Below are 14354 nucleotides of genomic sequence, written 5' to 3'. Positions count from 1 at the left end.
AGAGAAGGAGATCGTGGTCGTCCATGCCTCCCACCACGCTTGCCGCTCCCGCCCCGCCCGGCAAGGTTTCCGGGCGCCGCTGGCGGCGTACCCGGATGCTGGAGGTGCCTGAGGTCCGATGGGCGCTGATCACTCTGGTGCTGTTCCTCGTTGCGTTGCCGGTGCAGACACTGGGTGGGCCCTCCTGGCTGTGGGGCAGCTTGTACGCCGCGGCGTATGCCGCCGGTGGGTGGGAACCGGGCTGGGCAGGCCTCAAAGCGCTCCGGGAGCGGACGCTGGAGGTGGACCTGCTGATGGTCGTGGCGGCGTTGGGCGCTGCGGCGATCGGCCAGGTCATGGACGGGGGCCTGCTCATCGTGATCTTCGCCACCTCGGGGGCGCTGGAGGCGGTGGCGACCGCACGGACCGCCGACTCGGTGCGCGGCCTGCTCGATCTGGCTCCCGCCACCGCGACCAGGCTTCGGCCGGGCGGCGATGATGAGGAGAACGTCCCCGTCGAGTCCCTGACGGTCGGGGACCTGGTGCTCGTCCGGCCGGGCGAACGGGTTCCCGCCGACGGCCGTGTCGTCGCCGGGATGAGCGAGGTCGACCAGGCCACGATCACCGGTGAGCCGCTGCCGGTCGCCAAGCAGACCGGGGAGGAGGTGTTCGCCGGGACGGTCAACGGCACCGGCGCGCTGACCGTGCGGGCGGAACGGGACCCGGCCGAGTCGGTGATCGCCCGGATCGTCCGCATGGTCGAGGAGGCGTCGGCGACCAAGGCCCCGACGCAACTGTTCATCGAGAAGATCGAGCAGCGGTACTCGGTCGGCATGGTCGCCGCGACCCTGCTGCTGTTCTTCGTGCCCCTGGCGTTCGGCGCCGACCTGGAAGGGGCCTTGCTGCGCGCCATGACATTCATGATCGTCGCGTCGCCGTGCGCGGTGGTGCTCGCCACGATGCCGCCGCTGCTGTCCGCGATCGCCACCGCCGGCCGCAACGGCGTCCTGGTCAAGTCGGCCGTCGTGATGGAACGTCTCGCCCAGGTCGACACGGTCGCTCTCGACAAGACCGGCACCCTCACCCAAGGCACTCTCCGCGTCGCCGAAATCCGTCTGCTGCCCAGCTCACCTCCGTTCGAGAACGGGCTTACCGAGGATGCCGTGGTCGCGCTGGCGGCAGCGGCCGAGCACCCCAGCGAACATCCGCTGGCCCGCGCGATCGTTGACGCCGCCCGAGATCGGGATCAGCCCGTCGCCACGGCAACGGATTTCTCCTCCACCCCTGGCGCCGGGGTCGCGGCCACCGTGAACGGATGCCGAGTCGAGGTCGGTGCGCCCGCCCGGTTGCTGACGACCACCGACCTGCGGACGAAGGCGGCCCGCGACATCGCCGGCGAACTGGAGGCCGGCGGTCTCACTGCGGTGGCCGTTCTGGCTGATGGGAATCTGGTCGCGCTGCTGGGAATCGCCGACGCCCTGCGCCCGGACGCCGGCGCCGCCGTCGCGGCCCTCACCGCCCTGACCGGCCGGGCACCTGCCCTGCTGACCGGGGACAACTCCGCAGCCGCCCGCCGCGTGGCTGCCGACGTCGGCATCACCGACGTCCACGCCGCCCTGCTGCCCGCCGAGAAGGTCGCCGCCGTCCGTGACCTGACCGAACAGGGCCGCCGGGTGCTGGTCGTCGGCGACGGCGTCAACGACGCTCCCGCCCTCGCCGCCGCGCACACCAGCATCGCCATGGGCCGGGCCGGCTCCGACCTCGCCTTGGACACCGCCGACGCCATCGCGGTCCGCGACGAACTCGCCGCGATTCCCGCCGCCATCGGACTGGCCCGCACCGCCCGCCGCCTGGTCATGCAGAACCTCGCCATAGCCGCGACGTTCATCACCGTCCTGGTCGCCTGGGACCTGTTCGGCGACCTTCCGCTTCCCCTCGGCGTCGCCGGTCACGAAGGCTCCACCATGGTCGTCGCCCTTAACGGACTACGCCTCCTGCGCCAGACCTCATGGAGCCGCCACACCGCACAACATCCCTAGATGGGGTAGCCGGGCAGTGGCGGACGCCGGATCCGGCAGTGGCGGACCCCGGATCCGGCAGCCGCTCAGAGAAAAGACAGGCCCGGCGTCGATTGCGACGCCGGGCCTGTTTCCGCCCACTCGATCACGCGGCGCGCGGAGGAGGCGGCCGTGACCCGGTAGCAGTGCTCGGGCCGCTGGTGATCACATGTTCTTGAGCAGGTTGCGCATGGTGGTGATCTCGGCGGTTTGCGAGGTGATGATGGCGCCGGCCATGGTCTTGGCGGCGGGGAACTGTCCCGAGGTTTGTTCCTTTTTGGCCATGGTGACGGCGCCTTGGTGGTGTTTGATCATCATGTCGAGGAAGGCCTTGTCGTAGGCCATGCCGGACAGCTTGTTGAGCTTGGTCATGTCCTGGGCGGACATCATTCCTTCCGCGCCGCCGTGACCGCTGTGGTCCATGCTGGCCCCCGGTGATGGCATCGAGGCGCCCCAGCTGGTGAGCCAGGCGGTCATTTGCTTGATTTCTGGGTCCTGGGCCTTCTCGATGTCGGCGGCCAGTTTTTTCACCTGTGGCATGGAGGCCTTGGTCTTGGCCGGTTTGGCCATCTCCAGTGCCTGCTGGTGATGCGGGATCATCATCTGGGCGAACATGACGTCCTGGTCGTTGTGCTGGCCCGGCTGCTGACCTGTGGCCGGCGTGGCGCTGGTGGACATCGAGTGGCTCGGCTGTGAACTGCCGGATTCCTTGTCGTCTCCGCCGCACGCGGCGAGGGTGAAGGCCAGGACGGGCGTGATGATGAGCGGGATCGTGCGTTTCATGATGGACCTTCCGTGTTGTGAGAGATGACGGGGGACGCGGTCGCCACAAGGCGCCGCGCGGTCGCCGTCACAGCCGCAACACGGCCGATCGGAATGCCAGCGGAGGGGGCGAGCGGCCCGCGTCCCGGGGACGGGGCCGCACGGTGCTCCGGGGAATGAGGAACGCAGGCCTCCATGTCCGCCACGCGGCAAGGAGGAGCACGACGAAGGAAACCAGCGTCAGCAGGGCCAAGCAGATCTCGCCGCCTGAGTGATGCTCAGGATCATGCGAGCCGTTGCTGTGCGACCCGCCGTGGCCGGCGTCAGCGTGGCCGGACCCGCCATAGCTGGCGTCAGCGTGACCGGAGTCCGCGTGGCCGACGAGCCCATGTTCGGCGCTGATGCCCGGCATGCCGGAGGCATCCACGGGGCTGCTGGAGGCTTGCAGACCGTGCATGGCCATCACGCCACAGATCACGGTAAGTGCGAGGAGCAGCATCCATGAGCCGCCGAGCCGCCGCGCCGGGAACTGGAGAGGGGTAGGCATCCCTGGTGAACTGGACGCCGTGTCAGCCCTAGCCGTGCGCTCTCTCGCGGGTGCCCCCTGCATGGACCCTCTCGCTCCTCCAGTCGTCAGCGCGTGACTAAGATCCGTTAACTATACAGCTTAGTAGGCAGGGTCCTGGAATGCGCACGACCACCCCCTGCCTCATGGACCCACTATTTACTGTGTTCCTTAGTACATGGCTTAGAGGGTGATGGTGCCGCGGATGTAGCTGGTGGCGGCGCCGCCGACCCAGAGGGTGCCGTCCGGATCGGCGGTGATCTCGATGGTCCCTGCCCGGCCCATGCGCTTGCCCTGGGAGACCCGATAGGTGGAGGCCGCGCCGCCGGTGGCGGTGAGCCATTGCCCGACCGAGGCGTTCATGCTGCCGCACACGGGGTCCTCGGCCACGCCGGCGCCGGGGGCGAAGGTGCGCATCTCGAAGGCGTGCTCGGACCCGTCGGGGTAGGCCCCGATCGCGCCGACCATCGCGGTCGGGATGAGGGACAGATCGGGTTCGAGGGCGAGGACCTCCTCGGCCGTGGGCAACCGGACCACGGCCCAGCCGGGTCCGTTGTCGACCCACTGGTGGGCGAGGACACGGTCGCGCTTGATGCCGAACGCGGCGACGATCTGGTCGACGAACTCCTCGTCCAGCGCGCCCTCGCGGACGAGCGGCGGGGCGGCGAAGGACAGGACGCCATCGCCGAGCCGCACGCTGATCAGGCCGGCGGCGCACTCCTGCACGATACGGTCGCCGTCTTGCGGTGTGCCGCCGTTGTCCAACCACGCACGCGCGGACCCGAGGGTGGGGTGCCCGGCGAACGGCAGTTCGCCTCCAGGGGTGAAGATGCGCAGCCGGTAGTCCGCCTCCGGAGTGGTGGGAGGCAGAACGAACGTGGTCTCGGACAGATTCGTCCACCGCGCCAGGCGCTGCATCTCCTCGTCGGCCAGATCCGTCCCATCAAGGACGACGGCAACCGGATTGCCGAGGTACGGAGTTGTTGAGAACACGTCGACCTGCGCAAACGGGCGCGAGCGCGGCATAGTCATCAAGGCCTTTCGACGCAGCGGAAGCCGTTTTCAGACCCCCCACTCGTCGGCGGAGGTAAGTCCATCCCAACGGATGCACGCCCGGCACAACAGGGCCACTCGCGATAAGTGGACTGATGTGGGTGGGCGGTGTCGAGGCGTGGTCAGGTGCCGGTGGTCGGGCTGCGGCGTTCTAGGAGGATGACGTCGCGCCAGCGGCCGTGGTGTTGGGCTAGGCGGTGGCGGGTGCCGACGGTGCGGAAGCCAGCGTGTTCGTGGAGGCGGAGGCTGGCGGTGTTTTCGGGGAAGACGCCGGATTGGATGGTCCAGATGCCGGCTGCTTCGGTCGAGGCGATGAAGGCGTTGAGCAGGGCGGTGCCGATGCCGTGGGTTTGGGTGCCGGGATGGACGTAGACGGAGTGTTCGACGACGCCGTTGTAGACGCAGCGGCCGGAGACCTTGGTGGCGGCGATCCAGCCGAGGACGTGGCCAGTGGCCGTGTCGGCGGCGACGTAGCGGTGGGCGGGGAGTCTGGTGTCGGTGAAGTCTTGCCAGGTGGGCGCGGTGGTCTCGAAGCCGGCGTCGCCGGTGTCGAGGCCGGCTTGGTAGATGGCCAGGACCTGGTCCTCGTCGGTGGCGCGCATCGGGCGGATGGTGACGCCGTCGGGGGCGGCCGGTTTGGTGGCGCGGATGATGGCCGAATGCATCTGGTCGGCGACCTGGTGGGTGCGGGTGATCTGGATGTCGATGAAGCCGGCCGCAATGAGGTGGGTGCGGTATTCGGTGGTGGTGAGGGCGCCGGCGATGCATTCTGTGTGGCTGCCGCGGGCGGCCCGTTCTTGGTGGGTGAGGTGGTCTTCGGCGACGACGTCGGTGATGCCGATGCGGCCGCCGGGTTTGAGGGTCCGATAGGTCTGAGTGAAGACGGCGGGCTTGTCGGGGGAGAGGTTGATGACGCAGTTGGAGATGACGACGTCGACGCTGTCATCAGGGAGCGGGATGACCTCGATGGTGCCCTTGAGGAACTCGACATTGGTGACCTGTGCTTTGGCGGCGTTGGCGCGGGCGAGCTCTAGCATCTCGTCGGTCATGTCCAGGCCGTAGGCCTTGCCGGATGGGCCGACGCGGCGGGCGGACAGGAGTACGTCGATGCCTCCGCCCGAGCCGAGGTCAAGGACCGCTTCGCCTTCGTGCAGGTCGGCGACGGCGAGGGGATTGCCGCAGCCGAGGCTTGCGGCGACCGCCTCGTCGGGAAGTTCGTCGTGCTGGTCGGAGGTGTAGAGACCCGGGCCGAAGGTCGCGGTGCCGCAGCAGGCGTCTTGGGAGCCGTTGAGAACGTTCAGGGCGGCCGAGGCGTAGCGGTCGCGTACCTGCTCGCGGATGTCGTGTTCGTCGTTCATGGTGACCTCGGTTGGCGATCAGCCGGGACGGCAGGTGGGCGGCTCAGGGGCGGGCTGGCCCATGACGACGTCGGCGGCGGTGGGGAAGCAGCTCACACAGGCCTTGTTGACCTCGTAATAGGCAGAGGTGCCGCGTCGTTCGACCAGGACGAAGCGCACCTCGGACAACACCTTGAGGTGAGCGGAGACCGTCGACTGGCCGACGTGGACCGCGTCGACGATCTCGCCGACGCTCATCGGGCGTGCGGTGCGGGCCAGCAGCGACACGATCTGGATGCGGGTGGCGTCGGCCAGGGCCTTGAACCAGGAGGCGTACTCCTCGGCAGTGGGCCGGTCAAGTGGTTCGATCTTATCCATCGTTAATCGACGATAGACGATTAATAGAGGGATGGGAAGGGGCGAGGCTCGGGCTCGGCGGCTTACGCGTAGTGGCCGGGGCGCGGTGCGGAGTGATTGCGCGACGTCGTCCTGGGCAGGTGACTTCGCACCCGCCGAACGCCGACCATTCGAGGACGAGAGCCATGACCCGAGCCACGTTGGGCTCAACCGAGCTCCGGTTGATCGATGCCTACTGGAAGGCCGCCAATTACCTGTCGGCGGCGCAGATCTATTTGCTGGCCAATCCGATGTTGCGAGAGCCGTTGCGTCCTGAGCACATCAAGCCGCGGTTGCTGGGCCATTGGGGGACGACGCCCGGCCTGAACTTCTGCTACGCCCACCTCAACCGGGTCATCCAGGCACGCGATCTGGACATGATCTACATAATGGGACCGGGGCATGGTGGTCCTGCGGCGGTGGCGAATGCGTGGCTGGAGGGCACCTACAGCGAGGTCTATCCGCAGGTGTCGCAGGACGAGGCCGGGATGGGGCGATTGTTCCGGCAGTTCTCGTTCCCTGGGGGTGTGCCCAGCCATGTGGCACCGGAGACGCCGGGGTCGATCCATGAGGGCGGCGAGCTGGGTTATTCACTCGCGCACGCTTACGGTGCCGCGTTCGACAACCCGGACTTGACCGTGGCGTGCATTGTCGGGGACGGGGAGGCCGAGACCGGTCCGCTGGCGGCCGCCTGGCACGCCAACAAGTTCCTGGATCCGGTGAACGACGGTGCGGTGCTGCCCATTCTGCATCTGAACGGGTACAAGATCGCCAATCCGGCGGTGCTGGCGCGGATCGGTGAGGAGGAGCTGGTGCAGCTTTTTGACGGATACGGCTACAACTCCTACCTGGTCACCGGCGACGACCCTGCGAAAATGCACCAGGGCATGGCCACCGCGCTGGACCGCGCGTTCGATGAGATCGCCGCGATCCAGCAAGGCGCCCGCACCGGCAAGGTGCACGAGCGCCGCCGCTGGCCGATGATCATCCTGCGTACCCCCAAGGGCTGGACCGGGCCGAAACAGGTCGACGGCGTCGCGGTGGAAGGCACGTGGCGTTCGCACCAGGTGCCCCTGTCGGGTGTACGTGACAATCCCGAGCACCTTGCGCAGCTGGAGAACTGGCTGCGGTCCTACCGGCCCGAGCGGCTCTTCGACGACGAAGGCCGGCCGCTGGCCGAGTTGCGCGCGCTGGCCCCGGCGGGGGAGCGGCGGATGAGCGCCAACCCGCACGCCAACGGCGGTCTCCTGCTTCGGCCTCTCGTCCTGCCAGATTTCCGTGATTACGCGGTGCAGGTCGACAAGCCCGGCACGACGTTCACCGAACCGACCAGGCGGCTGGGCGCGTTCCTGCGCGAGGTCATCACCGCCAATCCCGACAACTTCCGGATCATGGGCCCGGACGAGACGGCCTCCAACCGGCTCGGTGAGGTCTTCGAGGTCACCGACCGTGTCTTCACCGGCGAACGCTATGACACCGACGAGCACTTGGCCCCGCGCGGACGCGTCATGGAGGTGTTGTCGGAGCATCTGTGCCAGGGCTGGCTGGAGGGCTACCTGCTGACCGGGCGGCACGGGCTGTTTAACAGCTACGAGGCGTTCATCCACATCGTCGACTCGATGTTTAACCAGCACGCCAAATGGCTCAAGGTCACCCGGCATCTGCCCTGGCGGCGCCCCATCGCCTCGCTCAACTACCTGCTGTCGTCACATGTGTGGCGCCAAGACCACAACGGCTTCACCCACCAGGATCCAGGCTTCCTGGACGTCGTCATGAACAAGAAGGCCGAGATCGTCCGGGTCTACCTGCCGCCGGACGCCAACACCCTGCTGTCGGTCGGCGACCACTGCCTGCGCTCGCGTGACCACATCAACGTCGTCGTCGCCGGCAAGCAGCCTGCGCTCAACTGGCTGCCCATGGACGCCGCCGTCCTGCACTGCACGCGCGGCATCGGGATCTGGGAGTGGGCCAGCACCGACGGCGGCGCCGACCCCGACGTCGTGCTGGCCTGCGCCGGTGACATCCCCACCCTGGAGACCCTCGCCGCCGTCGACCTGCTCCGCCAGCACCTACCAGACCTGCGCGTTCGCGTCGTCAACGTGGTCGACCTGATGAAACTCCAACCCGAGACCGAACACCCCAACGGACTGACCGACCCCGAATACGACGCGCTGTTCACCACCGACAAGCCGGTCATCTTCGCCTTCCACGGCTACCCCTACCTCATCCACCGCCTCACCTACCGCCGCAACGGCCACCACAACCTCCACGTCCGCGGCTACAAAGAAGAAGGCACCACCACCACACCCTTCGACATGGTCATGCTCAACGACCTCGACCGCTTCCACCTGGTCACCGACGTCATCGACCGCGTTCCACATCTGGGCGGGCGGATCGCCCACCTCCGCCAGCGCATGACCGACCAACGCCACGCGCTTCGCGCCTACACCCGCGAACACGGCGAAGACGCCCCCGAAATCCGCGACTGGACCTGGCCTTACTAGGTAAAGGGGTCGTGCCGTCGGTCCGTGAACGAGTGATCACCCGTCCTGACCTGTGCTTTAGCGCGGGCGCCTCCGTAAAATGAGAACCACCCATGGAAGGGGGTACGACCATGGAAGACAAGCACTGGACCGTCGAGATCAACATCAGCGAGGACGACACCACCACGCAGGCGCGTGCCGTGCTGTTCACTGGCGGAAGCATGCGGGTGACAGGCAAGGGGACGGCCCGCCGTAACCCGGTCGACCGCCCCGTGCCTGAGATCGGGGATGAACTGGCGGTCAGCCGCGCCCTAGAGGACCTGGGGCACCGCCTGCATGCGGTGGCCAGCAGCGATATCGCCCACCTGTCAGGCCCTGCCTAGGCAGGCAGACTAAGGACCGCGGGCGTGGCGGCTGGCGACGCCAGGCGTATGACCGGAAGGAGGACACCGGCCTCATTTACGCGGAGGCACGCGCCCTCTCGTACAAGACCGGGTCATGAGCGTTGACGATGGCCAGATCGGCGTCGTCACGCCGGTACAGCAGCGTGCCGACGAGATCGCGGCCACACAGGATCCCCTGCTTGCCTCCGCCGCGCCCTACCTGGCGGTCAGCGACCATGACGCCGAGTTCGACTATGGCCTGGAACTGCTGATCGCCGGTCTGGCGGCCAAGGCCGGAGTCGCTTATGACGGAGGCCCATCCACGACTCGTTCGAAGGTTTGATTCGCGGCGGTCGTGGAGATGGTCGACAGGACGGCCAGGCCGCCGGTGCCGGTGACCGCGCCGGGGACGTCCAGGCGTCCGGGGTGGCGTTCGGCCTCGACGAGCAGGCGGGTGCCGGCCAGGATGGCCACGCCGATCGGAATGTTGACGAAGAACACCCAGCGCCAGTAGCACCACACGCAATTCCGCTAGGGCCTTGAAAGCCTCTTGCCCACATTTCCCTGAACTTTGCAAATAGAGCTGTGTTCTACATTTATCTTTCGCCCGGCACAATCTGGCCGCGGTCGCGTCCTGTCGCGATCCGCCGCTCGTCCGGCTTGGGACAGGGAGACTTACCGTGTACGGGTAGAGTGCGCCGGGAGGAAGATCCATGACCCCACGGACCGACGCTGACGAGCTGACCGAGCAGCCCCGTGTTCCGCTGAGCCGGAGGCGGGTGTTGCGCGCCGCCGTGGAGCTCGCGGACCGCGACGGCCTCGATTCGCTCACCATGCGCCGGCTCGCGCAGGAGGTCGGGGCCGAGGCGATGTCGCTGTACCACCACGTCGCCAACAAGGAGGCCGTCTTCGACGGCGTCGTCGAGGTGATCCTCGGGGAGATCATGGCGGCGGTGGACGAGGTCGAGGCTCCGTCCCCGGAAGAGGACTGGCAGGCGGCGCTGCGCGCGCGGATCCTCGCTGCCCGGGAGGTCTTGCTGCGTCACCGCTGGGCGCCGCAGGTATTCGAGACGCGCACCACTGTCAGTCCGGTCGTCATCGCTTACCTCGACCATGTTGTCGCCATACTCCGGGCGGGCGGGTTCTCCTTCGATCTGGCCCACCGTGCGTTGCACGTCCTGGGCAGCCGCGCGCTCGGGTTCACTCAGGAGTTGTTCCAGCCCGACGGCGCCCAGACCGCGGACGCCGCGGCCGCCGCGATGATGGAGCAGATGGCCGACCGATTCCCCAACATCGTCGGGATGCTGGCAGCCGCCGTCCACGACGATCCGGACGGCACCCTGGGCTTCTGCGACGACCAGTTCGAGTTCGAATTCGCGCTTGACCTGATCCTCGAAGGGCTGGAACGGCGGCGCGCCGCTGATTCGTGACGCCTGCGGCTGAGCGGGTTTGACAGGGCGTCACTCTAAGTAATCGGTGGGGTCTCTCTCGCTGCGTCCTTGACTCCCTTACGCCGTACGATTACCTTACGACGTACGACAACCTTACGTCGTACGAGGGTGCCCCGGAACGGCCCTCCCGGATGTGAGCCCCCACCGAAAGGAAGGCGCCATGAAGGCCTGGAGCTGGGACCGTTACGGCCCGCCCGACGTGCTGACTCTCAAGGACGTCGACGAACCCCACATCGCCCGGGACGAGGTGCTCGTCCGGGTGCGGGCGACGTCCGTCAATCCCTACGACTGGCGTCACGTGGGAGCGGACCCGAAGCTTGTACGGCTCAGCATCGGCCTGCGGCGGCCGAAACAGGGCTTGGTCCCGGGCGCCGACCTCGCCGGCGTCGTCGAGCGGGTGGGTGACGAGGTGACCGGACTGCATCCCGGCGACGAGGTCTTCGGGGAGGTCCGGCTGGGCTCGTTCGCCGAGGCCGTCGCCGTCCCGCAGGACAGGCTGGCCGTCAAGCCCGCCCGCCTCACCTTCGAACGGGCCGCGTCGGTGTCGATGGCCGCGCACACCGCGCTGCAAGGGCTGCGGGACGCGGGGAGGATCTCCACCGGGCAACGGGTCCTGATCAACGGGGCCTCCGGCGGGATCGGCACGTTCGCCGTCCAGCTCGCCAAGACGTTCGGCGCCGAGGTCACCGGTGTGTGCAGCACCCGCAACGTCGAACTGGTCCGTTCCCTGGGTGCGGACGACGTCGTGGACTACACCCGCGAGGATTTCACCGAACGGGAGGGGCGATACGACCTGCTCATGGACATCGTGGGTGACCGGTCACTGGCCCGGCTGCGGCGTCCCCTGACCTCTCGTGGGGCGCTCGTGATCGTGGGCGGCATCGCCTCGGCCCGCGGCGGGTTGCTCGGCCCGGCGGCGCAGGTGTTCCGCGGGGCCCTGGCCTCGCCCTTCGTCAGCCAGCGCATCGTCACCGTCAGCTGGAAGCCCAACTCCACGGACCTGCAGTTCCTGGCCGAACTCATGGAGAAGGAACAGATCGCACCCGTCATCGACCGGACCTACCCGTTCACCGCGATCCCCGAAGCGCTGCGCTACATCGAACGCGGCCACGCCCGAGGCAAGGTCGCCATCACCCTCTGATCGCCTGTCCGCGCGCAGCTCATGGCAATTTCTGGCCGATGGCTCGGCCGCCACCTTCTGGGCGGTGTCACATGTTCCCGGCACCACCACTCTGCGGGCTGTGGGAGAACGCGACAACAATGCCGCCTTCAAGGTCGAGCCTTGTTCGCACGCCCTGAGGCACCATTGCCACCTCGATGCCATCGGCGAGCCAGGGACTCGTCACACGAGGGGTGCCGGGACCGGCCATCGTTTCATTCGGTAGGGCAGCGTGAGGACGTGGTCGCCCAGGCGGAGCAGCAGGCGTTCGTTGACGAGGGCCTCGGCCGCTTCCTGCTGGTCGAGGGTCAGGTCCGCCAAGGGGGTCGGTTCGAGGCAGCGCAGGAAGCCGGTGAGCAGGGCGGGGGTGTCGATGACGAAGGTCGCGGCGGTGTCGTGGTCGCGGACGTCCTTGATCTGAACGAATCCCGGGCCCTGCCGGTAGTAGCACAGGCCCACCCGGAACCGGGATCTCCATTCTTCTGCTCCGTTGCCGTTCCCTGCGGGCGGGGGCAGGTGGCACAGGAGGTCCGCGCGGATGGGTGGGACGATCTCGCCGCGCCAGGTGTGAACGGCTCCTACGCCGACGCCCTCACGCAGCCGGTGGATGAACTGCAGCGTCTGGTCAGGTTGTTCGCCCAACCTGATCGGGTCATTCTCGCTCACGCGGGCACCCCGTTCCACCGACCTTCAGTGGCACCTGGGCCGTTGCCAGCGCCACCCAAGCCGTGCCGTCGACGAAGACCAGGCCGTCGTTCAGGGCCTTCTGAAGCCAGTCCACGACGGCTTGGCGATCGATGTCATGGCCTCGCTCGGCTAGATGAGCGCACAGGGCATTGATCGTCCGGCGGCGGTTGAGCGCCCGGTAGGCGTCCGCCTGCCACCCGGTCAGCCGGTGCCGGGCAGGCGGCCAGCTCACTCTTCCCTCGGTGATGAGGATTTCGGTGGCCCTGTCCTCGGCGAGCAGAGAGGAGTGCGGATAGTCGCGCCGCCAGCGATCCAGGGCCGCGGTCAACGCCACCACCACCTCGCCCGTGATCCCGGCGTCGTCGCAGTCGAAGAAGTAGACCAGGTCGGCCAGCTCGTCGTCGGGGAGATCGTAGATCTTCCGGTAGAAGGCGGCAGGTTCGCGACGCTCGAAGCCGAGGTCAGGACGGTCGAAGTACGGACTGAACCGTTCCAGGACGATCCGCTGGGAATACGAGGGCGGCTGGAGGTGGAGCAGCGCGGGTATCTGGTCGATCACCTGCCAGTAGTCCGCGGCACTTTCCCCGGGAAACCCGTAGAGGTAGTTCCAGTCACATGTGATGTCGTTGTCTTCACAGTCACGCAGCAGGCGGACGTTGGTGGCTCCGTCCACACCCTTGTCCATGAGCTTCAGCACCCGGCCGCTCAGGCTCTCGATGCCGGGCTGGAGCAGCACGACGCCCGCCGCGCCGAGCGCCGCGATCTGCTCGGCCCTCAGATTGGACTTGATCTCGTAGAAGACACGCAGATCCCAGTCGGCCTCGGTCATCTGTGGCAGCAGGGTCTTGAAGTACTCCATGTCCAGGATGTTGTCGACGGTGACCACGTCCAGGATCTGGTGCCGCTCGACCAGCGTGCTCAACTCCGTCCAGAACTGATCGGCGGGCTTGCTGCGGAACGCCATCGTGGAGCCGTTGAGGCCGCAGAAGGTGCAGTGGTGTTTCTCGCCCCACCAGCAGCCGCGGGAGCTTTCGAGGACGAGTTCCGGCGACAGGTACTCCCTGAGCGGGGAACGTTCGAACACCTCCTGCCAGCCGTCATAGTCGGGGATGGGGATGACCGAGGGCGGCACGCTGTGCGTGGGCTGGGGGTTGGCCGTCGAGCGATCGCCGTTCCACCAGCACAGGCCGGGCACGTCGGCGAGGTTCCGCTGCGCCTCGGGCAGGCCGAGGCGGGTGAGCAGCGCAGGGAACACCTGCTCGCCTTCCCCGCGTACGACGAGGTCGACGAACCGGTGGTTGCGGTGCAGGGCATGGCCCATGGGACCGTCGCAGTTGGCGCCGCCGAAGACGATCAGCAGGTCCGGGCGTCGTTCTTTCAGCCGCCTGGCGAGTGCGAGACTCGGAACGTTCTGCATGAACGTGGTGGAGAAGCCGACGATGGCAGGCCTGGACGCAAGTATTTCGTCGGCCGCTGCGTCGATGAAGCCGGACGCGTGCGCACGCATTCGCATGACGCTCTCGGCGTCGAAGCCGTACGAGCCCGCGATCGATCGCAGTGTGCTGATCTCCCAGTCGGGGTCCTCGTACAGGCTGCCGGAGAAGATGAGGTCGCCCAAGCCGTGGAAGACCCCGGTGTCGGCGATCTCGGTGTACTCCGAGGGCACCGTTCCGTCGGCGGCGAAAAGGTGTTCAGCCCATCGAATCCCACCGTGGTATTCCGTTACCTCGACGCCGGGGCAGTCGCGGCTGACCAAGCTGTGCAGCAGCCCTACGGGAAGCGAGGGCCGGTGAACCGCCTGCCACGGCATCGCCGCCAGCACGAGTCGCACTATTGCTCCACTCCTTGCCGGCTACTTCTCCGCCGTGGTCCGCCCGTCCTGCTGCGGGACGGTCTGGGACTCCTGCTGCGGGACGGTCTGGGACTCCTGCTGCGGAACGGCCTGGGTCTCCTTTCGCTGCTCGCCCATCGTGATCCGCGTGGATCGGCTCTTCTTCGCGGGTTTGATGAGGGTTTTCTTGATCTGCTCAGCTGCCACGAGG

15 protein-coding genes are annotated in these 14354 nt (G+C 67.5%); 6 read left to right on the top strand and 9 right to left on the bottom strand.

The genetic code is table 11. The features are described 5' to 3' along the window. Positions 1–23: 23 nt before the first annotated feature. Entirely contained in the window at positions 24–2018 is a 1995-nt protein-coding gene (locus ACH34W_RS32760) for a heavy metal translocating P-type ATPase (RefSeq protein ID WP_395965013.1), read from the top strand. Positions 2019–2201: 183 nt separating this feature from the next. Here ACH34W_RS32760 and ACH34W_RS32755 read toward each other — a convergent pair whose 3' ends face one another. The 5 genes from ACH34W_RS32755 to ACH34W_RS32735 form a co-directional block, all read right to left on the bottom strand. Next, entirely contained in the window at positions 2202–2714 is a 513-nt protein-coding gene (locus ACH34W_RS32755; protein WP_395964462.1) for a DUF305 domain-containing protein, read from the bottom strand. A 172-nt stretch (positions 2715–2886) separates the two neighbouring features. Further along, positions 2887–3345, bottom strand: coding sequence for a DUF6153 family protein (locus ACH34W_RS32750; protein ID WP_395965012.1), 459 nt, complete (start codon positions 3343–3345; stop codon positions 2887–2889). A 201-nt stretch (positions 3346–3546) separates the two neighbouring features. Continuing rightward, on the bottom strand, positions 3547–4389 hold the full coding sequence (locus ACH34W_RS32745; RefSeq protein WP_395965181.1) for a PhzF family phenazine biosynthesis protein: 843 nt from the start codon (positions 4387–4389) through the stop codon (positions 3547–3549). Positions 4390–4538: 149 nt separating this feature from the next. Further along, complete coding sequence (gene arsM, locus ACH34W_RS32740; protein WP_395965011.1) at positions 4539–5774, bottom strand: arsenite methyltransferase; 1236 nt, start codon at positions 5772–5774, stop codon at positions 4539–4541. An 18-nt stretch (positions 5775–5792) separates the two neighbouring features. Next, complete coding sequence (locus ACH34W_RS32735) at positions 5793–6131, bottom strand: ArsR/SmtB family transcription factor (RefSeq protein WP_395965010.1); 339 nt, start codon at positions 6129–6131, stop codon at positions 5793–5795. A gap of 164 nt (positions 6132–6295) precedes the next feature. On the opposite strand from ACH34W_RS32735, the gene ACH34W_RS32730 reads away from it, so the two are divergent. The 3 genes from ACH34W_RS32730 (at position 6296) to ACH34W_RS32720 (ending at position 9358) form a co-directional block, all read left to right on the top strand. Further along, entirely contained in the window at positions 6296–8653 is a 2358-nt protein-coding gene (locus ACH34W_RS32730) for a phosphoketolase (protein WP_395965009.1), read from the top strand. Positions 8654–8763: 110 nt separating this feature from the next. Then, a complete protein-coding gene (locus ACH34W_RS32725; protein WP_395965008.1) occupies positions 8764–9015 on the top strand; it encodes a DUF1876 domain-containing protein in 252 nt (83 codons plus the stop codon). Between the two features lie 115 nt (positions 9016–9130). Further along, complete coding sequence (locus tag ACH34W_RS32720; protein ID WP_395965007.1) at positions 9131–9358, top strand: TetR/AcrR family transcriptional regulator C-terminal domain-containing protein; 228 nt, start codon at positions 9131–9133, stop codon at positions 9356–9358. Here ACH34W_RS32720 and ACH34W_RS32715 read toward each other — a convergent pair. Further along, positions 9319–9537 carry a hypothetical protein gene (locus ACH34W_RS32715; protein ID WP_395965006.1) on the bottom strand — a complete coding sequence of 73 codons (219 nt, stop codon included), beginning with the start codon at positions 9535–9537 and terminating at the stop codon, positions 9319–9321. The genes ACH34W_RS32720 and ACH34W_RS32715 overlap by 40 nt on opposite strands. A 191-nt stretch (positions 9538–9728) precedes the next feature. Between ACH34W_RS32715 and ACH34W_RS32710 the strand changes: the two genes are divergently transcribed. Both ACH34W_RS32710 and ACH34W_RS32705 read left to right on the top strand, forming a co-directional pair. Continuing rightward, positions 9729–10445 (top strand): TetR/AcrR family transcriptional regulator C-terminal domain-containing protein, encoded by a 717-nt coding sequence (locus ACH34W_RS32710; protein WP_395965005.1) that lies wholly within the window; start codon positions 9729–9731, stop codon positions 10443–10445. Positions 10446–10626: 181 nt separating this feature from the next. Further along, the gene (locus tag ACH34W_RS32705; RefSeq protein WP_395965004.1) at positions 10627–11607 is read left to right on the top strand and encodes an NAD(P)-dependent alcohol dehydrogenase; all 981 of its coding nucleotides are present in this window, start codon (positions 10627–10629) and stop codon (positions 11605–11607) included. Positions 11608–11808: 201 nt separating this feature from the next. On the opposite strand, the gene ACH34W_RS32700 is transcribed toward ACH34W_RS32705, so the two are convergent. The 3 genes from ACH34W_RS32700 to ACH34W_RS32690 are packed head-to-tail and all read right to left on the bottom strand — an operon-like array spanning position 11809 to position 14350. Continuing rightward, positions 11809–12291 carry a DUF5825 family protein gene (locus ACH34W_RS32700; RefSeq protein ID WP_395965003.1) on the bottom strand — a complete coding sequence of 161 codons (483 nt, stop codon included), beginning with the start codon at positions 12289–12291 and terminating at the stop codon, positions 11809–11811. Continuing rightward, on the bottom strand, positions 12278–14143 hold the full coding sequence (locus tag ACH34W_RS32695; RefSeq protein WP_395965002.1) for a RiPP maturation radical SAM C-methyltransferase: 1866 nt from the start codon (positions 14141–14143) through the stop codon (positions 12278–12280). The genes ACH34W_RS32700 and ACH34W_RS32695 overlap by 14 nt, the downstream gene beginning before the upstream one ends. 21 nt (positions 14144–14164) lie before the next feature. Then, the gene (locus ACH34W_RS32690) at positions 14165–14350 is read right to left on the bottom strand and encodes a hypothetical protein (protein ID WP_395965001.1); all 186 of its coding nucleotides are present in this window, start codon (positions 14348–14350) and stop codon (positions 14165–14167) included. Positions 14351–14354 lie beyond the last annotated feature (4 nt).

This window comes from Actinomadura sp. 6N118 (assembly GCF_044326415.1).
Lineage (GTDB): Bacteria > Actinomycetota > Actinomycetes > Streptosporangiales > Streptosporangiaceae > Spirillospora.
Note: the sequence above shows the minus strand (reverse complement) of the source record. Positions and strands in the feature narration are given on the sequence as shown.